The sequence below is a fragment of the Burkholderia reimsis genome, from assembly GCF_003294055.1.
Lineage (GTDB): Bacteria > Pseudomonadota > Gammaproteobacteria > Burkholderiales > Burkholderiaceae > Burkholderia > Burkholderia cepacia.
The window spans coordinates 24964-39350 of record NZ_QMFZ01000033.1 but is presented as its reverse complement, the minus strand read 5'-3'; the positions used below and the strand labels follow the sequence as shown (position 1 = coordinate 39350).

12 protein-coding genes are annotated in these 14387 nt (G+C 66.0%); 11 read left to right on the top strand and 1 reads right to left on the bottom strand.

Annotation, left to right across the window (positions count from 1 at the left end; genetic code table 11):
• Nucleotides 1-100 precede the first annotated feature (100 nt).
• The 3 genes from DPV79_RS30480 to DPV79_RS30470 all read left to right on the top strand — a co-directional run bounded on the left by DPV79_RS30480 (nt 101) and on the right by DPV79_RS30470 (nt 4581).
• The gene (locus DPV79_RS30480; RefSeq protein ID WP_021163180.1) at nt 101-1369 is read left to right on the top strand and encodes a YeaH/YhbH family protein; all 1269 of its coding nucleotides are present in this window, start codon (nt 101-103) and stop codon (nt 1367-1369) included.
• Entirely contained in the window at nt 1366-3045 is a 1680-nt protein-coding gene (locus DPV79_RS30475) for a SpoVR family protein (protein WP_048020644.1), read from the top strand. The genes DPV79_RS30480 and DPV79_RS30475 overlap by 4 nt, the downstream gene beginning before the upstream one ends.
• Before the next feature lie 231 nt (nt 3046-3276).
• The gene (locus DPV79_RS30470) at nt 3277-4581 is read left to right on the top strand and encodes an MFS family transporter (RefSeq protein WP_021163178.1); all 1305 of its coding nucleotides are present in this window, start codon (nt 3277-3279) and stop codon (nt 4579-4581) included.
• 76 nt (nt 4582-4657) lie between these two features.
• Here the strand turns inward: DPV79_RS30470 and DPV79_RS30465 are convergent, their stop codons facing one another.
• Nucleotides 4658-5587: a LysR family transcriptional regulator gene (locus DPV79_RS30465; RefSeq protein WP_113047224.1), complete on the bottom strand. Its 930-nt coding sequence runs from the start codon at nt 5585-5587 to the stop codon at nt 4658-4660.
• Nucleotides 5588-5688: 101 nt separating this feature from the next.
• On the opposite strand from DPV79_RS30465, the gene DPV79_RS30460 reads away from it, so the two are divergent.
• From DPV79_RS30460 to DPV79_RS30425, 8 genes are all read left to right on the top strand, one after another.
• Complete coding sequence (locus DPV79_RS30460) at nt 5689-6726, top strand: agmatine deiminase family protein (RefSeq protein WP_059817137.1); 1038 nt, start codon at nt 5689-5691, stop codon at nt 6724-6726.
• A gap of 46 nt (nt 6727-6772) precedes the next feature.
• A complete protein-coding gene (gene aguB / locus DPV79_RS30455) occupies nt 6773-7687 on the top strand; it encodes an N-carbamoylputrescine amidase (RefSeq protein WP_021163174.1) in 915 nt (304 codons plus the stop codon).
• A 10-nt stretch (nt 7688-7697) separates the two neighbouring features.
• Nucleotides 7698-8810, top strand: coding sequence for a polyamine ABC transporter substrate-binding protein (locus tag DPV79_RS30450; RefSeq protein ID WP_113047223.1), 1113 nt, complete (start codon nt 7698-7700; stop codon nt 8808-8810).
• 50 nt (nt 8811-8860) lie between these two features.
• Complete coding sequence (locus DPV79_RS30445) at nt 8861-9973, top strand: agmatine deiminase family protein (protein ID WP_113047222.1); 1113 nt, start codon at nt 8861-8863, stop codon at nt 9971-9973.
• A 151-nt stretch (nt 9974-10124) separates the two neighbouring features.
• Nucleotides 10125-11636 carry an agmatine deiminase family protein gene (locus DPV79_RS30440; protein WP_113047247.1) on the top strand — a complete coding sequence of 504 codons (1512 nt, stop codon included), beginning with the start codon at nt 10125-10127 and terminating at the stop codon, nt 11634-11636.
• 327 nt (nt 11637-11963) lie between these two features.
• Nucleotides 11964-12779: an ABC transporter substrate-binding protein gene (locus tag DPV79_RS30435; RefSeq protein WP_113047221.1), complete on the top strand. Its 816-nt coding sequence runs from the start codon at nt 11964-11966 to the stop codon at nt 12777-12779.
• A 94-nt stretch (nt 12780-12873) separates the two neighbouring features.
• Nucleotides 12874-13596: an amino acid ABC transporter permease gene (locus DPV79_RS30430; protein ID WP_113047220.1), complete on the top strand. Its 723-nt coding sequence runs from the start codon at nt 12874-12876 to the stop codon at nt 13594-13596.
• Nucleotides 13597-13598: 2 nt separating this feature from the next.
• Nucleotides 13599-14324, top strand: a complete 726-nt coding sequence (locus DPV79_RS30425) for an amino acid ABC transporter permease (protein WP_060225945.1) — start codon at nt 13599-13601, stop codon at nt 14322-14324.
• Nucleotides 14325-14387 lie beyond the last annotated feature (63 nt).

The window sequence follows — 14387 nt, the reverse complement described above, 5'->3', positions numbered from 1 at the left end:
CGAGACCGTACGGGCGCCTTCAGAGGCGCCGCCCGCATGACGGCAGACGGCATGCGCGGCGAGTGCCCCGGCAGATCGACTTTCGAGCGGGAGACCGGGAGTGCTTCATCAAATCATCGACCGCAGGCTGGCCGGCAAGAACAAGAGCATCGCCAACCGCGAACGCTTTCTGCGTCGCGTCAAGAACTACATTCGTCGTGCCGTGTCCGACGCGGTGCGCGACCGTAGCATCAAGGATATCCAGAGCACGCAGAGCATCACGATCCCGCGCAAGGACATCGCGGAGCCGAATTTCCGGCACGCGCCTGGCGGGCGTCGTGAATACGTGCACCCCGGCAACGAGGACTACGTGCGCGGCGACAAGATCCCGCGCCCGCAGGGCGGCTCGGGCGGCGGAGGCAGTCAGGCGAGCAACGAGGGCGAAGGGCAGGACGACTTCGTGTTCGAGTTGTCGCGCGACGAGTTCATGCAGTACTTCTTCGACGATCTCGAACTGCCTCGCCTCGTGAAGACGCACCTGCTGACGGTGCCGAGCTGGAAGAACGTGCGCGCGGGCTGGTCGGCGGAAGGCACGCCGAACAACATCGACGTCGTGCGTTCGCTGCGCAGCGCACTCGGGCGTCGCATCGCGCTCGGCTCGCCGCTCGTCAACGAGCTGCGCGAGCTGGAGGCGCAGCTCGAGGCGATGAAGAGCGACCCGGAAGACCGGCGCGCGGAGATCGCGGTGCTCGAGGCCGAGATCCATCACCTGAAGGGGCGCATCTGGCGGATTCCGTTCATCGATCCGTTCGACCTGCGCTACATCAACCGCGTGAAGCAGCCGCAACCGTCGAGCCAGGCCGTGATGTTCTGCCTGATGGACGTGTCGGGCTCGATGGACGAGCAGCGCAAGGATCTGTCGAAGCGCTTCTTCATCCTGCTTTACCTGTTCCTCAAGCGTAACTACGAGCGCATCGAGGTGGTGTTCATCCGCCACCATACGCGTGCCGAGGAAGTCGACGAGGACACCTTCTTCCATTCGACCGAGAGCGGCGGCACGGTGGTGTCGAGTGCGCTCGAGCTGATGCGCAAGGTGATGAACGAGCGCTACTCGCCGACCGAGTGGAACATCTACGGCGCGCAGGCGTCCGACGGCGACAACTGGACTGACGATTCGCCCAAGTGTCGCAAAATCCTGGAAGAGGATATCCTCACGAAGGTGCGTTACTTCGCGTATATCCAGGTCGCGCCGGAAGAGCAGAACCTGTGGCTGGAATACGCGCAACTGGCCCTGTCCCAGCCGCATCTCGCGATGAAAAAAGTGGAATCGGCTGCCGACATTTACCCGGTGTTTCGCGAATTGTTCGAAAAGCAGGTGGAAATGTCATGACGACCCGCCATCTGCACAACGAGTCGCGCGGCTATGCGCCGCGCCCTTCCGGCGACGACACGGCCGGCCCTGCCGCACCGCAGCAAAGCGGGCAGGCCGAACCGCCGCCGCCGGCCGCCGACTTGCCCGGCCCAGGGCAAAAGGAAGCGCGTATGAACGTTGCCGAACGCAAGCCGCTGCCGTGCCCGTCCGACTGGACGTTCGAACTGCTCGAGGAATACGACACGCACATCTCGCAGGTCGCCGAACAATACGAGCTCGACATCTACCCGATCCAGCTCGAACTGATCAGCGCCGAGCAGATGATGGACGCGTATGCGTCGGTCGGGATGCCCGTCAACTACCGTCACTGGTCGTTCGGCAAGCACTTCCTGTCGACCGAGAAGAGCTACCGCCGCGGCCAGATGGGCCTCGCGTACGAAATCGTCATCAACTCGAACCCGTGCATCGCGTACCTGATGGAAGAGAACACGATGACGATGCAGGCGCTCGTCATCGCGCACGCGGCGTACGGACACAACTCGTTCTTCAAGGGCAACTACCTGTTCCGGCTGTGGACCGACGCGCACGCGATCATCGACTATCTCGTGTACGCGAAGAACTACGTCGCGGAATGCGAGGAGCGCTACGGGCTCGATCGTGTCGAGGAACTGCTCGATTCGTGCCATGCGCTGATGAACTACGGCGTCGACCGCTACAAGCGGCCGCAGAAGCCTTCGCTGTCGAAGGAAGCCGCGTTGCGGCGTGAACGCGAGGCGTACCTGCAGTCGCAGGTGAACGAACTGTGGCGCACGCTGCCGGGCAAGAAGCCCGAACTGATGGAGGAGCAGGAAGACCGCTATCCGCCCGAGCCGCAGGAGAACCTGCTGTATTTCGCGGAAAAGAATGCGCCGCTGCTCGAACCGTGGGAGCGGGAAGTGATCCGCATCGTGCGCAAGATCGGCCAGTATTTCTACCCGCAACGGCAGACGCAGGTGATGAACGAAGGCTGGGCGACGTTCTGGCACTACACGCTGCTGAATACGCTGTACAACCAGGGGAAGCTGGAAGACAGCTTCATGATGGAGTTCCTGCATTCGCACAGCAACGTGGTCTACCAGCCGCCCGTCACGAAGCCGTACTACAGCGGGATCAACCCGTACGCGCTCGGCTTTTCGATGATGAGCGACATCCGGCGGATCTGCGAAGCGCCGACGGAGGAAGACTACAAGTGGTTTCCCGAGATCGCGGGCACCCCGTGGCTGCCGGCGATGCACTACGCGATGCGCAACTTCAAGGACGAGAGCTTCATCGCGCAGTACCTGTCGCCGAGCCTGATCCGCGACATGCGGCTCTTTTCGGTGCTCGACGACGACATGCGCGATTCGCTCGAGGTGTCGGCGATCCACGACGATTCGGGCTACCAGTATGTGCGGCAGGCGCTGTCGAGGCAGTACGACATCCATCACCGCGAACCGAACATCCAGGTGTGGGCGGTGAACACGCGCGGCGACCGCAGCCTCACGCTGCGCCACTTCATGACCGACAACCGTCACCTGTCGAACGACAGCGACGAAGTGCTCAAGCACATGGCGCGGCTCTGGCAATTCGACGTGTTCCTGGAAAGCGTCGACGAGGCCGGTACCGTGCGCAAGCGCTACGAGTGCCGCTACGTGCCGCCGGAGGTGCGGATCTGAACGTCGCCTGCGGAAAGTTTGCACCGAGCGCCAGCCTGCGGGCTGGCGTTTTCATATGACGAACGCATGGCGGGAGAAAAATTTTCTACATCCGGACGAACCCGGAGAGCCTGTTACTTTACATTTCGCTAAAATCCCGTAGCGCCGTGCGCCGGAACCGGTGCCACGTTCGATCGCACGCGGCGGCCCAGCCGCCTCGCCCAGAAAGTACTACAAGGAACAGACCAATCCATGGACGTCCAGACCGAACAAGCTGCGCTGTCCGCGCATGACACCCGGCGGCGCGTGTTCGCCATCGTCGGCGCCTCGTCGGGCAACCTCGTCGAGTGGTTCGACTTCTACATCTACTCGTTCTGCGCGCTGTACTTCGCGCCGGCATTCTTCCCGAGCGGCAACACGACGACGCAGCTGCTGAACACGGCGGGGGTGTTCGCGGCCGGCTTCCTGATGCGTCCGATCGGCGGCTGGCTGTTCGGCCGCATCGCCGACCGCCACGGCCGCCGCAACGCGATGATGATCTCGGTGCTGATGATGTGCGGCGGCTCGCTCGTGATCGCGGTGCTGCCGACCTACGCGCAGATCGGCGCGCTCGCGCCGGCGCTGCTGCTGGTCGCGCGGCTGTTCCAGGGGCTGTCGGTGGGCGGCGAATACGGCACGAGCGCGACCTACATGAGCGAGGTCGCGCTGAAGGGCCGCCGCGGCTTCTTCGCGTCCTTCCAGTACGTGACGCTGATCGGCGGCCAGCTGTGCGCGCTGCTCGTGCTCGTGATCCTGCAGCAGACGCTGTCGGGCGACGAACTGAAGGCGTGGGGCTGGCGCATTCCGTTCGTGGTCGGCGCGGCGGCCGCGTTGATCTCGCTGTACCTGCGCAAGTCGCTCGACGAGACGTCGACGTCTGAATCGCGCGACAAGAAAAACGCGGGCACGATCCGCGGCGTGTGGCAGCACAAGGGGGCGTTCTTCACGGTGGTCGGCTTCACGGCCGGCGGCTCGCTGATCTTCTACACGTTCACGACGTACATGCAGAAGTACCTCGTGAACACGGCCGGCATGCATGCGAAGACGGCCAGCAACGTGATGACCGTCGCGCTGCTCGTCTACATGCTGATGCAGCCGGTGTTCGGCGCGCTGTCCGACCGGATCGGCCGCCGCACGTCGATGATCCTGTTCGGCTCGTTCGCGGTGATCGGCACGGTGCCGCTGATGCACGCGCTGAAGGACGTGACGAGCCCGGTGGCGGCATTCGTGCTGATCACGGTCGCGCTCGCGATCGTCAGCTTCTACACGTCGATCAGCGGGCTGATCAAGGCCGAGATGTTCCCGCCGGAAGTGCGCGCGATGGGGGTCGGCCTGTCGTATGCGGTCGCGAACGCGATCTTCGGCGGCTCGGCCGAGTACGTCGCACTGTGGTTCAAGTCGATCGGCAGCGAGGAAACCTTCTACTGGTACGTGACCGTGCTGTGCGCGATCTCGCTGATCGTGTCGTGGCGGATGCGCGATCCGAGCAAGGAAGGGTACCTGCGTCACGAGCCGTGATCGACCGCGCATCGTACGCATTTGCCTCATGACGAACGTCCCGCCAGCCGGCGGGACGTTTTTTTTCGGCGTTCGATTACGCGGGCGGAGGCGGTGCATGGTCGAGCGCCGGGTCGGCCACGCTCGACAGGATGCCTTGCTGGACCAGCCAGTCGAACATCTGCTCGACGATCGGCGAGCGCGACGGGCCTTCCATCCGCGACAGCCACCATGTGGTGCCGGGCAGGCGCGGGTAGTCGGCGAGCACGGTCAGCGTGTGCTGGTCGAGGCCGGCCTGCGCGACGAGGCGCGGCAGGCACGCAATGCCGCGGCCGCGCTGCACGGCGTCCAGCACGAGCCGCTGGTCGTCGTAGATCGCCTGCATCCGGAAATCCGACAACTGCTCGCGAAAGACGGTCGCCATGCGCTCGTCGGTCAGGCTCGTTTCGAGGCAGACGAGCCCCGCGTACCGTGCGTGTTCGGCGCGCGGCACGCGGGCGAGTGTCTCGGCCAGCGGCGTCGCGCATACCGTCACCCATTCGTCCCGCATGAACGGAATATCGACCAGGCCCGGCTGCAGCATCGGCCGCGTGCCGATCGTCATGTCGACGTCGATCTCGTCGACGTAGCGCGCGGTTTCGTCGGTCGACAGCAGCGGGCACAGGTCCGGCAGCGCCTGCTGCAACTGCTCGAGGCGCGGCTGCAGCCAGCCGTGCAGCAACGGCGCCGGACACACCAGCACGACGAGCCCCGGGTTCAGGTAGGTCGCGATGCGGTCGAGCCCGCCGCGCAACGTGTCCATCGCACGCTGGACGCTGCGCTGCAGGACCTCGCCGGCGATGGTCAGCTCGACGCCGCGGCCGCGCCGGCGGAACAGCGGTTGCCCGAGCTGCGCTTCGAGTTGCTGGATCTGATGGCTGATCGCCGACTGCGACAGATGCAGCTCGTCGGCCGCGCGCGAGAAATTGCCCAGCCGGGCCGCGGCTTCGAAGCCGGTCAGTAGTTTCAGGGACGGAACGCGTTGCATCGAGATATGAAGTGAATTGATTGATTCGGCCAAAAAATATCAATATTCATCAAGTTTAACCTGACGGAAAATCGCTCATCAATCACAACGGAGTCGGATCGATGGGTCGCTTTGATGCTCGCCAGCGCGGTTACCGGATGCCAGCCGAATGGGAATCCATGCACGCGACGTGGCTCGGATGGCCGGTGCTCGACAATCGCGAGGACCTGTGGGGAACGCATTACGCGCAGGTCTGCCGCGAATTCGCGCTGGTCGCGCGCACGATCGCGCGCTATCAGCGCTGCGTGGTCGCGGTGCACCACAGCCAGGCCGACGCCGCGCGTGAACTGGTGGGCCCGAGCGTCGACGTGCTGCCGGTCGCGGCCGAGGACAACTGGCTGCGCGATTGCGGGCCGATCTTCCTCGTGAGCGAACGGCGCGGGCTGGGCGCGGCCGTGTTCCGCTTCAACTGCTGGGGCGAGAAGTACCAGCCGTACGACGGCTGCCAGCAGGCCGGACAGGACATCGCGCGCGCGGCCGGCGCCGAGATCTTCAATTCGCACATGGTGCTGGAGGGCGGCTCGTTCTACGTCGACGGGCAGGGCACGCTGGTCACGACCGAGAGCTGCCTGCTGCATCCCAACCGCAATCCGCACCTGAGCCGCGCGGAGATCGAGGCGGAATTGCGCCGCATGCTGGGCGTCGAGAAGATCGTGTGGCTGCCGGGCAACCCCGACGAAGTGGAGACGAACGGGCACGTGGACGGCATCGCGTCGTTCATCGCACCCGGCCGGATGCTGTGCCAGACCGCACTGCCGGAGCAGGGCGACTATTTCCGCGTGATGCGGGAAAACCGCCGCGCGCTGGAGCTCGCGACCGATGCGGCGGGGCGCCGTTTCGAGCTGCTCGACCTGCCGTCGCCGATCGTCAGCGAACGCTTCGGCTCCGAGCGCTACTGCGACTGCTATGCGAACTACATTCTGGTGAACGGCGCGGTGATCGTGACCGCATTCGGCGTCGAGCAGGACGAGGCCGCACGCGACGCTTTCAGCCGGGCGTTCCCGACGCGAAAGGTGCAGATGCTGCCGATCCCGACGCTGTCGATCGGCGGCGGCAGCATCCACTGTTCGACGCAGCAGCAGCCGTCCGTCGCGCACTGAGCGACGTCCCGTCAGCGGTTTCCGGTTCCATCGAGGAGCAATCGCAATGCCGTCCAAACACATCACCGTCGCCGCCGTCCAGATGGCGTCGGGCAGCTGGAATCTCGAAGACAACATGGCCACCGCGGAGCGCCTGATCCGCGCGGCCGCCGCGCAGGGCGCGAATCTCGTGCTGTGCCCGGAGCTGTTCGCGATGCCGTACTTCTGCCTCGACCAGAACGTGCGCCATCTCGAACTCGCGCAGCCGTTCGAAGGCAACGCGCAGATCGCCCGGTTCGCGGCGCTGGCCGGCGAACTCGGCGTCGTGCTGCCGATCGGCTTCTTCGAGCGCGCGGGCAATGCCGCGTACAACTCGATCGCCGTGGCGGACGCGGACGGACGCGTGCTCGGCGTCTATCGCAAGACGCATATCCCGGACGGCCCGGGCTATACGGAGAAGTTCTATTTCACACCGGGCGATACCGGCTTCAAGGTGTGGGATACACGCTTCGGCCGGATCGGCATCGGCATCTGCTGGGACCAGTGGTATCCGGAGACGGCGCGTTGCCTCGCGCTGATGGGCGCCGAGATCCTGTGCTTTCCGACCATCATCGGCTCGGAGCCGTTCAGCAGTGCGTTCGATTCGTCCGGCCACTGGCAGCGCACGATGCAGGGCCACGCGGCCGCCAACATGGTGCCGGTGGTGGCGGCCAACCGGATCGGCCGCGAAGCCGGCTTCGGCAACGGCAATCCGCAGCAGCAGGGGCTCACCGGCGTGTTCTACGGGTCGAGCTTCATCGCGGATCACACCGGCGAGAAGCTGGCCGAGGCGAACCGCACCGACGAGGCGGTGCTCGTGCACACGTTCGATCTCGACGCGATCCGCGCCGACCGGCAATCGTGGGGCTTCTTCCGCGATCGCCGCCCGGAGATGTATCGCACGTTGCTGACCAGCGACGGCGTATCGTCCTGCTATCGATGAGGGAGGCGCGATGAGACGGCAAGGATGGTTGCGTGTCGCGGCGCCGGGCCTCGTGCTGTGCGTGCTGGCGGGAACGGCGCGCGCCGACGAAGAGAAGGTGCTGAACCTCTATAACTGGAGCAATTACTTCGCGCCGGATACGCTGGCGGGCTTCGAGAAGGAAACCGGCATCAAGGTGCGCTACGACGCGTACGACAGCGACGAGACGCTGCAGTCGAAGCTGCTGACCGGCAACAGCGGTTACGACCTCGTGTGGCCGACCAACGACTTCATGGCCAGGCAGATCCAGGCGGGTGTGTTTCGCAAGCTCGACAAGAACCGGCTGCCGAACCTGAAGTATCTTGATCCGTCGCTGCTGAAGCAGATGGCGCAGTCCGATCCCGGCAACCAGTACGGCGTGCCGTACATGTGGGGCACCGTGGGCGTCGGCTACGACCGCACCAGGGTGCGCGCGATCCTCGGCAAGGACATGCCGGCCGACAGCCTCGACCTGCTGTTCAAGCCGGAGATCGCGTCGCGCGTCGCCGCGAAGTGCGGCCTGGGCCTGCAGGACTCCGCGAGCACCGTGCTGCCGCTGGCGCTGCGCTATGTCGGCCGCGATCCGATGCATCCGTCCGCGCAGGACTACGCGGCCGCGCAGGCGATGCTGATGAAGATCCGGCCATTCATCCGCGAGTTCGTGGGTTCGTCCGACGCCAACGAGCTGATCGACGGCGAGCTGTGCGTGACGGTCGGTTTTTCCGGCGCGATCAACCTGGCCGCGCAGAAGGCGAAGGCGCGCGATCCGAAGCGCGACGTCGTGTACGACATTCCGCGGATCGGCACCCTGATGTGGTTCGATGCGATGGTCATTCCGGCATCCGCGAAACATCCGGACAACGCGCATGCGTTCATCAACTACATCCTGCGCCCGGACGTGATCGCGAAGATCTCGAATTCGACGCGCTACGCGAATGCGAACCAGGGCGCGCTGAAGCTGATGGATCCGGCGCTGGTGCGCGATCCGGGTGTCTATCCGGACGAATCGACGCGGCGCACGCTGTTCACGCCGATCGCCGAATCGCCGGCCGCGATGCGTCTCGAAGGCCGGACCTGGCTCGGCTTCAAGACGGCGCGACCGTGACGGCCCGCCCTGAAACAATCGAAGTAACCGGCAAGCGAAAGAGGAATGCCATGACTACACGACGTCAACTGTTGAAACGCGGCCTGTCCGTCTCGGGCGCGGCGCTGGCTGCTGGCGCGATGGGCGGGTTGTTCGGCCGCGCCGCGCACGCGCAGCAGGGCGCCACCTGGCACATGCCGGATGAGGGCGCGCCGCACACGGCGACCTGGATGGCGTTCGGCCCGAGCGCGGACATCTGGGGCGCGCGGCTGCTGCCGGTGGTGCGCGAGAATCTCGCGGCCGTTGCGAAGGCGATCGCCGCGCACGAGCCGCTGAAGATGCTGGTGCGGGAGGAAGACTACGCGGTCGCATCGCGGCTGTGCGGCTCGTCGGTCGAGCTGGTCCAGCACCCGGTCGACGATCTGTGGATGCGCGATACGGGGCCCGTGTTCGTGAAGAACGCGTCGGGCCAGCTTGGCGGCGTGAGCTTCAATTTCAACGGCTGGGGCAACAAGCAGGAACACGACCAGGACGCGGAAGTCGCACCGTTCGTGGCCGAACGCGCCGGCGCGCGGCTGGTCGACACGAAGCTCGTGCTGGAAGGCGGCGGCATCGAGGTGGACGGCGAGGGCACGGCGATCATCACGCGCAGTTGCGTGCTGAATGCGAACCGCAATCCGGGTGCCAGCCAGGCGCAGTGCGAAGCGGAGCTGAGCCGGTTGCTGGGGCTGAAGAAGATCATCTGGTTGCCGGGCATCGCCGGCAAGGACATCACCGACGGGCATACCGATTTCTACGCGCGCTTCACGAGCCCGGGCGTCGTGGTGGCGGGGCTCGACACGGACCCTTCGTCGTACGACCACGCGGTGACGCGGCAGCATCTGGAGATCCTGCGGAAATCCACCGATGCGAAGGGGCGCCCGTTGAAGGTCGTCGTGCTGCCGGGGCCGAAGACCGTCCGGCACGCCTACGAGAACGCGGAGTTCGCGGCCGGCTACATCAATTTCTACGTGTGCAATCGCGCGGTGATCGCGCCGCAATTCGGCGACAGCCGTGCCGACCGCAATACGCGCGACACGCTCGTCGACCTGTTCCCCGGCCGCGAGGTCATCCAGCTGAACATCGACGGCATCGCCGCGGGCGGCGGCGGCATCCACTGCACCACGCAGCAGCAGCCGGCGTGAGCGCGGCCGCGGGCCGGTCCGCGTGACCGGCCCACGAGCGGCTTCAATATCCCAGTCTTTCCGGACTACTGAAAACAACGCGGAATCCGTCCTTCGGGACGGAAGCCGGCGCGCACGCATGCGTGCCGGCCGCGCAACGGAGTTGAAATACATGACGAAGAAAGGAAACAACGCGAGCACGAACCCGCACGCGTCGCAGATGCCGGATGCCGGCCGACGCGGATTCATCCGCTGTTCGGCGGCCTGGCTCGGCATGCCGCTGCTGGGCAACCTGGCCGCATGCGGTGGCGGCGACGGCGGCGGTGCGTCCGACCCAGGAGGCACGTCGCGCCCGACACCGTCGGCACGGCAGGCCGTGTACCGGCTGCCGGCCGAAGAGGCGCCGCACGCGTTGACCTACATGACTTTCGCGTCCGGCGTGGATGGTATCTGGGCGCCAGTGACGCAGCAGAGCACGGATGCCGGCATCGACCGGGTACGGGCCGACCTGATGGACGTCGCGAAGGCGATCGGCGCAACCGAACCGGTCAACATGCTGGTGCTGCCTGCCGACCTCGACGCGGCCCGCGTGCTGCTCGCGAATGCAAGCGTGGCGAATCCCGACCTGCATGCGCGCTATGCGGCGCGCGCCGCGGGCACGGGCGGGATCACCCTCGTGCCGCTCGCCGAAGGCTTCAACGATTTCTGGGTGCGCGACACGGGTTGCGTGTTCGTCCGGGACACGGCGAACGGCAATGCGCTGAACGCGATCGGCTTCAATTTCAACGGCTGGGGTAACGCGAATACCAACGGCGCCGGCCAGGGTGCGGGGACGATTCCACCGGCGATCCTGGCCGCGAGCAACCGGTCGAAAGCGGGCAAGTTCTTCCAGCCGTTCAGCCAGGACAGCAAGGTGGCGGGCTGGATGGCACAGACCAACGGCGCGAACCTGGTCCGCAGCACGTTGACGCTCGAAGGCGGCGCGATCGAATTCGACGGCGACGGGACGGCGATCCTCACCGAATCGTCCGTGCTGCACGTGAACCGCAATCCGCATCTGTTCGACATCCCGAACGGCGCGATCGCCCATGCGACGCTGCTGCCGACGGCCCGGGATACCGTGCTGGCCGAACTGCAGCGCACGCTCGGCGTGCGGAAGATCATCTGGCTGCCGGGCACCGCGACGTTTCCGCGCGGCAGCGGCGTCGGTGGCGCGGGCGGTGCGTCGACGCCGGCCGGCGAAAGCGACATCACGAATGGTCACGTCGATTTTTACGCGCGCTTTCTCGCGCCCGGCGTGGTCGCATGCTGCTACGACGCGTCGAATTCGACCGGCGAACGCGCGTTGACGGACGCGCACCGGCAGCGCCTGGCCGGCCAGACCGATGCGAACGGCCGGCCGCTGAAGATCGTCGAGCTCGTGCCGCCGGTCAGCTACGGCACGTCGGCAGGCACGACGCTGAACGAGCGGCAGATGTCGCACTTCGCGGCCGGCTACATCAACTTCTATACGTGCAACGGTGCGATCGTCATGCCGAAGTTCAACGACGCGGCGGCCGACGCGGCCGCGGTCGCTGCGATCCGGCCTTATGCGGGGAACCGGGCGATCGTGCAGGTCGACATCCTCGGCATCGCGTCGGGCGGCGGCGGCATCCATTGCTCGACGCGGGAAGTGCCGGCGTGAGCGTGCTACGTCATATCGATATGGGAATCGATTCGTTGTCCATCGCACGCGAATTCCTTAATCTGGGCCCGTAGTTCGTGTGACACCTCCTTGACTGGGATTCGCGCCCGCTGCCTGCAGCGGGCGTCTTTTTTTGCGTGCCGCATCTCACGCCGCACGCCGCGCCTCATCACGAAACCCGCTGAGCAAAGCACCATTTGTTGGTTCGGATTCGCCGCACGCGCTGATACGTTAGCGGCTTCGCGACGACACACTCCGTCGCGATGTTCTTCGAACCGGGCCGCCGCGCGATCCGCGGCGGCCTTCATAACAAATCAGGTCGTGCTCATGAAATTCCACACTCTCGCTACGTGGCTCGTCGGGGCTGCGCTCATTACCGCAGGCACCGTCGCGCATGCGGACCGTCTCGACGATATCAAGAAGGCCGGCGTGCTGCGCGTCGCGACGTTCGACAGCAACCCGCCGTTCGGCTATGTCGACGGCAAAAGCAATCACATCGTCGGCCTCGACGTCGACTATGCGAAAGCGCTCGCCGACAAGCTCGGCGTGAAGCTGCAGCTCCAGCCGACCAACCCCGCGAACCGCATTCCGTTCCTGACGTCCGGCAAGGTCGATCTCGTGCTCGCGAACTTCACGATCACCGACGAGCGCGCGAAGCAGGTCGACTTCAGCATCCCGTATTTCTCGTCGGGCCAGCAGTTTCTCGCGAAGAAGGGCGTGCTGAAATCGGCCGACCAGCTGAACGGGCTGCGCGTCGGCGCCGACAAGGGCACGACCAACGAAATCACGCTGCGCGAGAAATTCCCGAAGGCAACGATCGTCGCGTACGACGACACGCCGTTCGTGTTCGCCGCGCTGCGCGCCGGCAACGTGCAGGCGATCACGCAGGACGGCCCGAAGCTGATCGGCCTGCTCGCGAACGTGCCGGACAAGCAGAACTACGAGATCCCGGCGTTCACGATCTCGAACGACTACATGGGCGTCGGCGTGCCGAAAGGCGAGACGCGCCTGCTCGGCTTCGTCAACGACACGCTGAAGGGGCTCGAGGCGAACGGCCGCGCCGTGCAGATCTACGACGCATGGTTCGGGCCGACGACGAAGACGCCGCTCACGCGCATCTTCCGGATCGGCGACAAGACCTGACCGCTCCCGCTCGCGCGCCGCGATCGGCCGGAACACCGGCCGCGCGGCGCTTTTCGCTTTCATCCGACCGCGCGCGTCGTGCGCGCTTCCCAGCATGCTCGGGTTGGCTCCCAAATATCTGTCCTGGCTCTGGCAGGGCTTCCTGCTGACGCTCGGTCTCGCGGCCGCGTCGGCCGCCGCCGCGACCGCCGGCGGGCTGCTGCTCGCGGTCATGCGGCATGCACGCGGCAGGGCGCCGCGCGCGCTCGCCGCCGCATACGTCGTCGCGTTCCGCAACACGCCGCTGCTCGTGCAGCTGCTGTTCTGGTATTTCGGTGTCGCGTCGCTGCTGCCCGACACGTGGATCGCATGGCTCAATGCACGCCATGCGGTGAGCGTGGGCCCATTCGCGCTCGCGTGGCCGTCGTTCGAATTCGTCGCGGGCTGGGTCGGGTTGAGCGCGTATACGGCTGCGTTCGTTGCCGAGGAATGCGAAGCCGGCCTGCGCGGCGTGCGGCGCGCACAGCACGATGCGGCGGCCGCGCTCGGCCTCACGCCGATGCAGTCGCTGCGCTACGTGGTGCTGCCGCAGGCCGTGCGCATCGCGTTGCCGCCGCTGTTCGGCCAGTACATGAATCTCGTGAAGAATTCGTCGCTCGCGATGGCGATCGGCGTGGCCGAGCTGTCGTATGCGTCGCGGCAGGTCGAGACCGAAACGTTCAAGACGTTCGCCGCGTTTGGCGTGGCGACCGTGCTGTACGTCGCGGCGGTGGCCGTGATCGAAGCGGGCGCGTATGCGGCGACGCAATGGCGCGACCGGCTGGGAGCGGGGCGCTGACGATGGATTTCTCGCTGCTGCTTTCGAATCTGCCGTACCTGTTGGTCGGCGCGTTTCCGGACGGCCCGCTCGGCGGTGCCGCGCTGTCGCTGCTGCTCGCGATCGCGTCGGCCGCGGCATCGGCCGTGCTCGGCATCGCGCTCGGCGTTGGCATGGCGCTCGCGCGCGGCCCTGCGCGCGTGCTGCTGCTCGCGTTCATCGGCTTCTTCCGTGCGATTCCCGTGCTGATGCTGATTTTCTGGACCTACTTCCTGATGCCCGTGCTGCTGCACATGGACGTGCCGGGGCTCGCGACGGTCGTGTGCGCGCTGGCGCTGATCGGCGGCGCGTATCTCGCGCATGCGGTGCATGCGGGGATCGTCGCGGCGGGCGACGGCCAATGGCAGGCCGGGCTGTCGCTCGGGCTCACACGCTGGCAGACGGTGCGCCACGTGCTGCTGCCGCAGGCGATCCGGATCATGACGCCTTCGTTCGTCAACCAGTGGGTCGCGCTCGTGAAGGATACGTCGCTCGCGTATATCGTCGGCGTGCCGGAGCTGTCGTTCGTTGCAACGCAGGTGAACAACCGGCTGATGGTGTATCCGGCGCCGATCTTCCTGTTCGTCGCGGTGATCTATCTGGTGCTGTGTACGTCGCTCGACGGCGCGGCGCGGTGGTTGTTGTCGCGGGGGGCGCGGGAGAGGCGTGCGGCGCAGACGACGGCCGAGTACACGGAACCCGCGCGGTAACGGTGGGCCCGCGAGCCGGGTGCGATGCGTGCGCGCGTTCTCGGTGATGAAGATGAATGGTCC

What these genes read in the sequence shown, in the direction of transcription:
- DPV79_RS30475 (WP_048020644.1), top strand. Translation starts at nt 1,366, where the DNA reads ATGACGACCCGCCATCTGCACAACGAGTCGCGCGGCTATGCGCCGCGC.
- DPV79_RS30470 (WP_021163178.1), top strand. Translation starts at nt 3,277, where the DNA reads ATGGACGTCCAGACCGAACAAGCTGCGCTGTCCGCGCATGACACCCGG.
- DPV79_RS30465 (WP_113047224.1), bottom strand. Translation starts at nt 5,587, where the DNA reads ATGCAACGCGTTCCGTCCCTGAAACTACTGACCGGCTTCGAAGCCGCG.
- DPV79_RS30460 (WP_059817137.1), top strand. Translation starts at nt 5,689, where the DNA reads ATGGGTCGCTTTGATGCTCGCCAGCGCGGTTACCGGATGCCAGCCGAA.
- aguB (WP_021163174.1), top strand. Translation starts at nt 6,773, where the DNA reads ATGCCGTCCAAACACATCACCGTCGCCGCCGTCCAGATGGCGTCGGGC.
- DPV79_RS30450 (WP_113047223.1), top strand. Translation starts at nt 7,698, where the DNA reads ATGAGACGGCAAGGATGGTTGCGTGTCGCGGCGCCGGGCCTCGTGCTG.
- DPV79_RS30445 (WP_113047222.1), top strand. Translation starts at nt 8,861, where the DNA reads ATGACTACACGACGTCAACTGTTGAAACGCGGCCTGTCCGTCTCGGGC.
- DPV79_RS30440 (WP_113047247.1), top strand. Translation starts at nt 10,125, where the DNA reads ATGACGAAGAAAGGAAACAACGCGAGCACGAACCCGCACGCGTCGCAG.
- DPV79_RS30435 (WP_113047221.1), top strand. Translation starts at nt 11,964, where the DNA reads ATGAAATTCCACACTCTCGCTACGTGGCTCGTCGGGGCTGCGCTCATT.
- DPV79_RS30430 (WP_113047220.1), top strand. Translation starts at nt 12,874, where the DNA reads ATGCTCGGGTTGGCTCCCAAATATCTGTCCTGGCTCTGGCAGGGCTTC.
- DPV79_RS30425 (WP_060225945.1), top strand. Translation starts at nt 13,599, where the DNA reads ATGGATTTCTCGCTGCTGCTTTCGAATCTGCCGTACCTGTTGGTCGGC.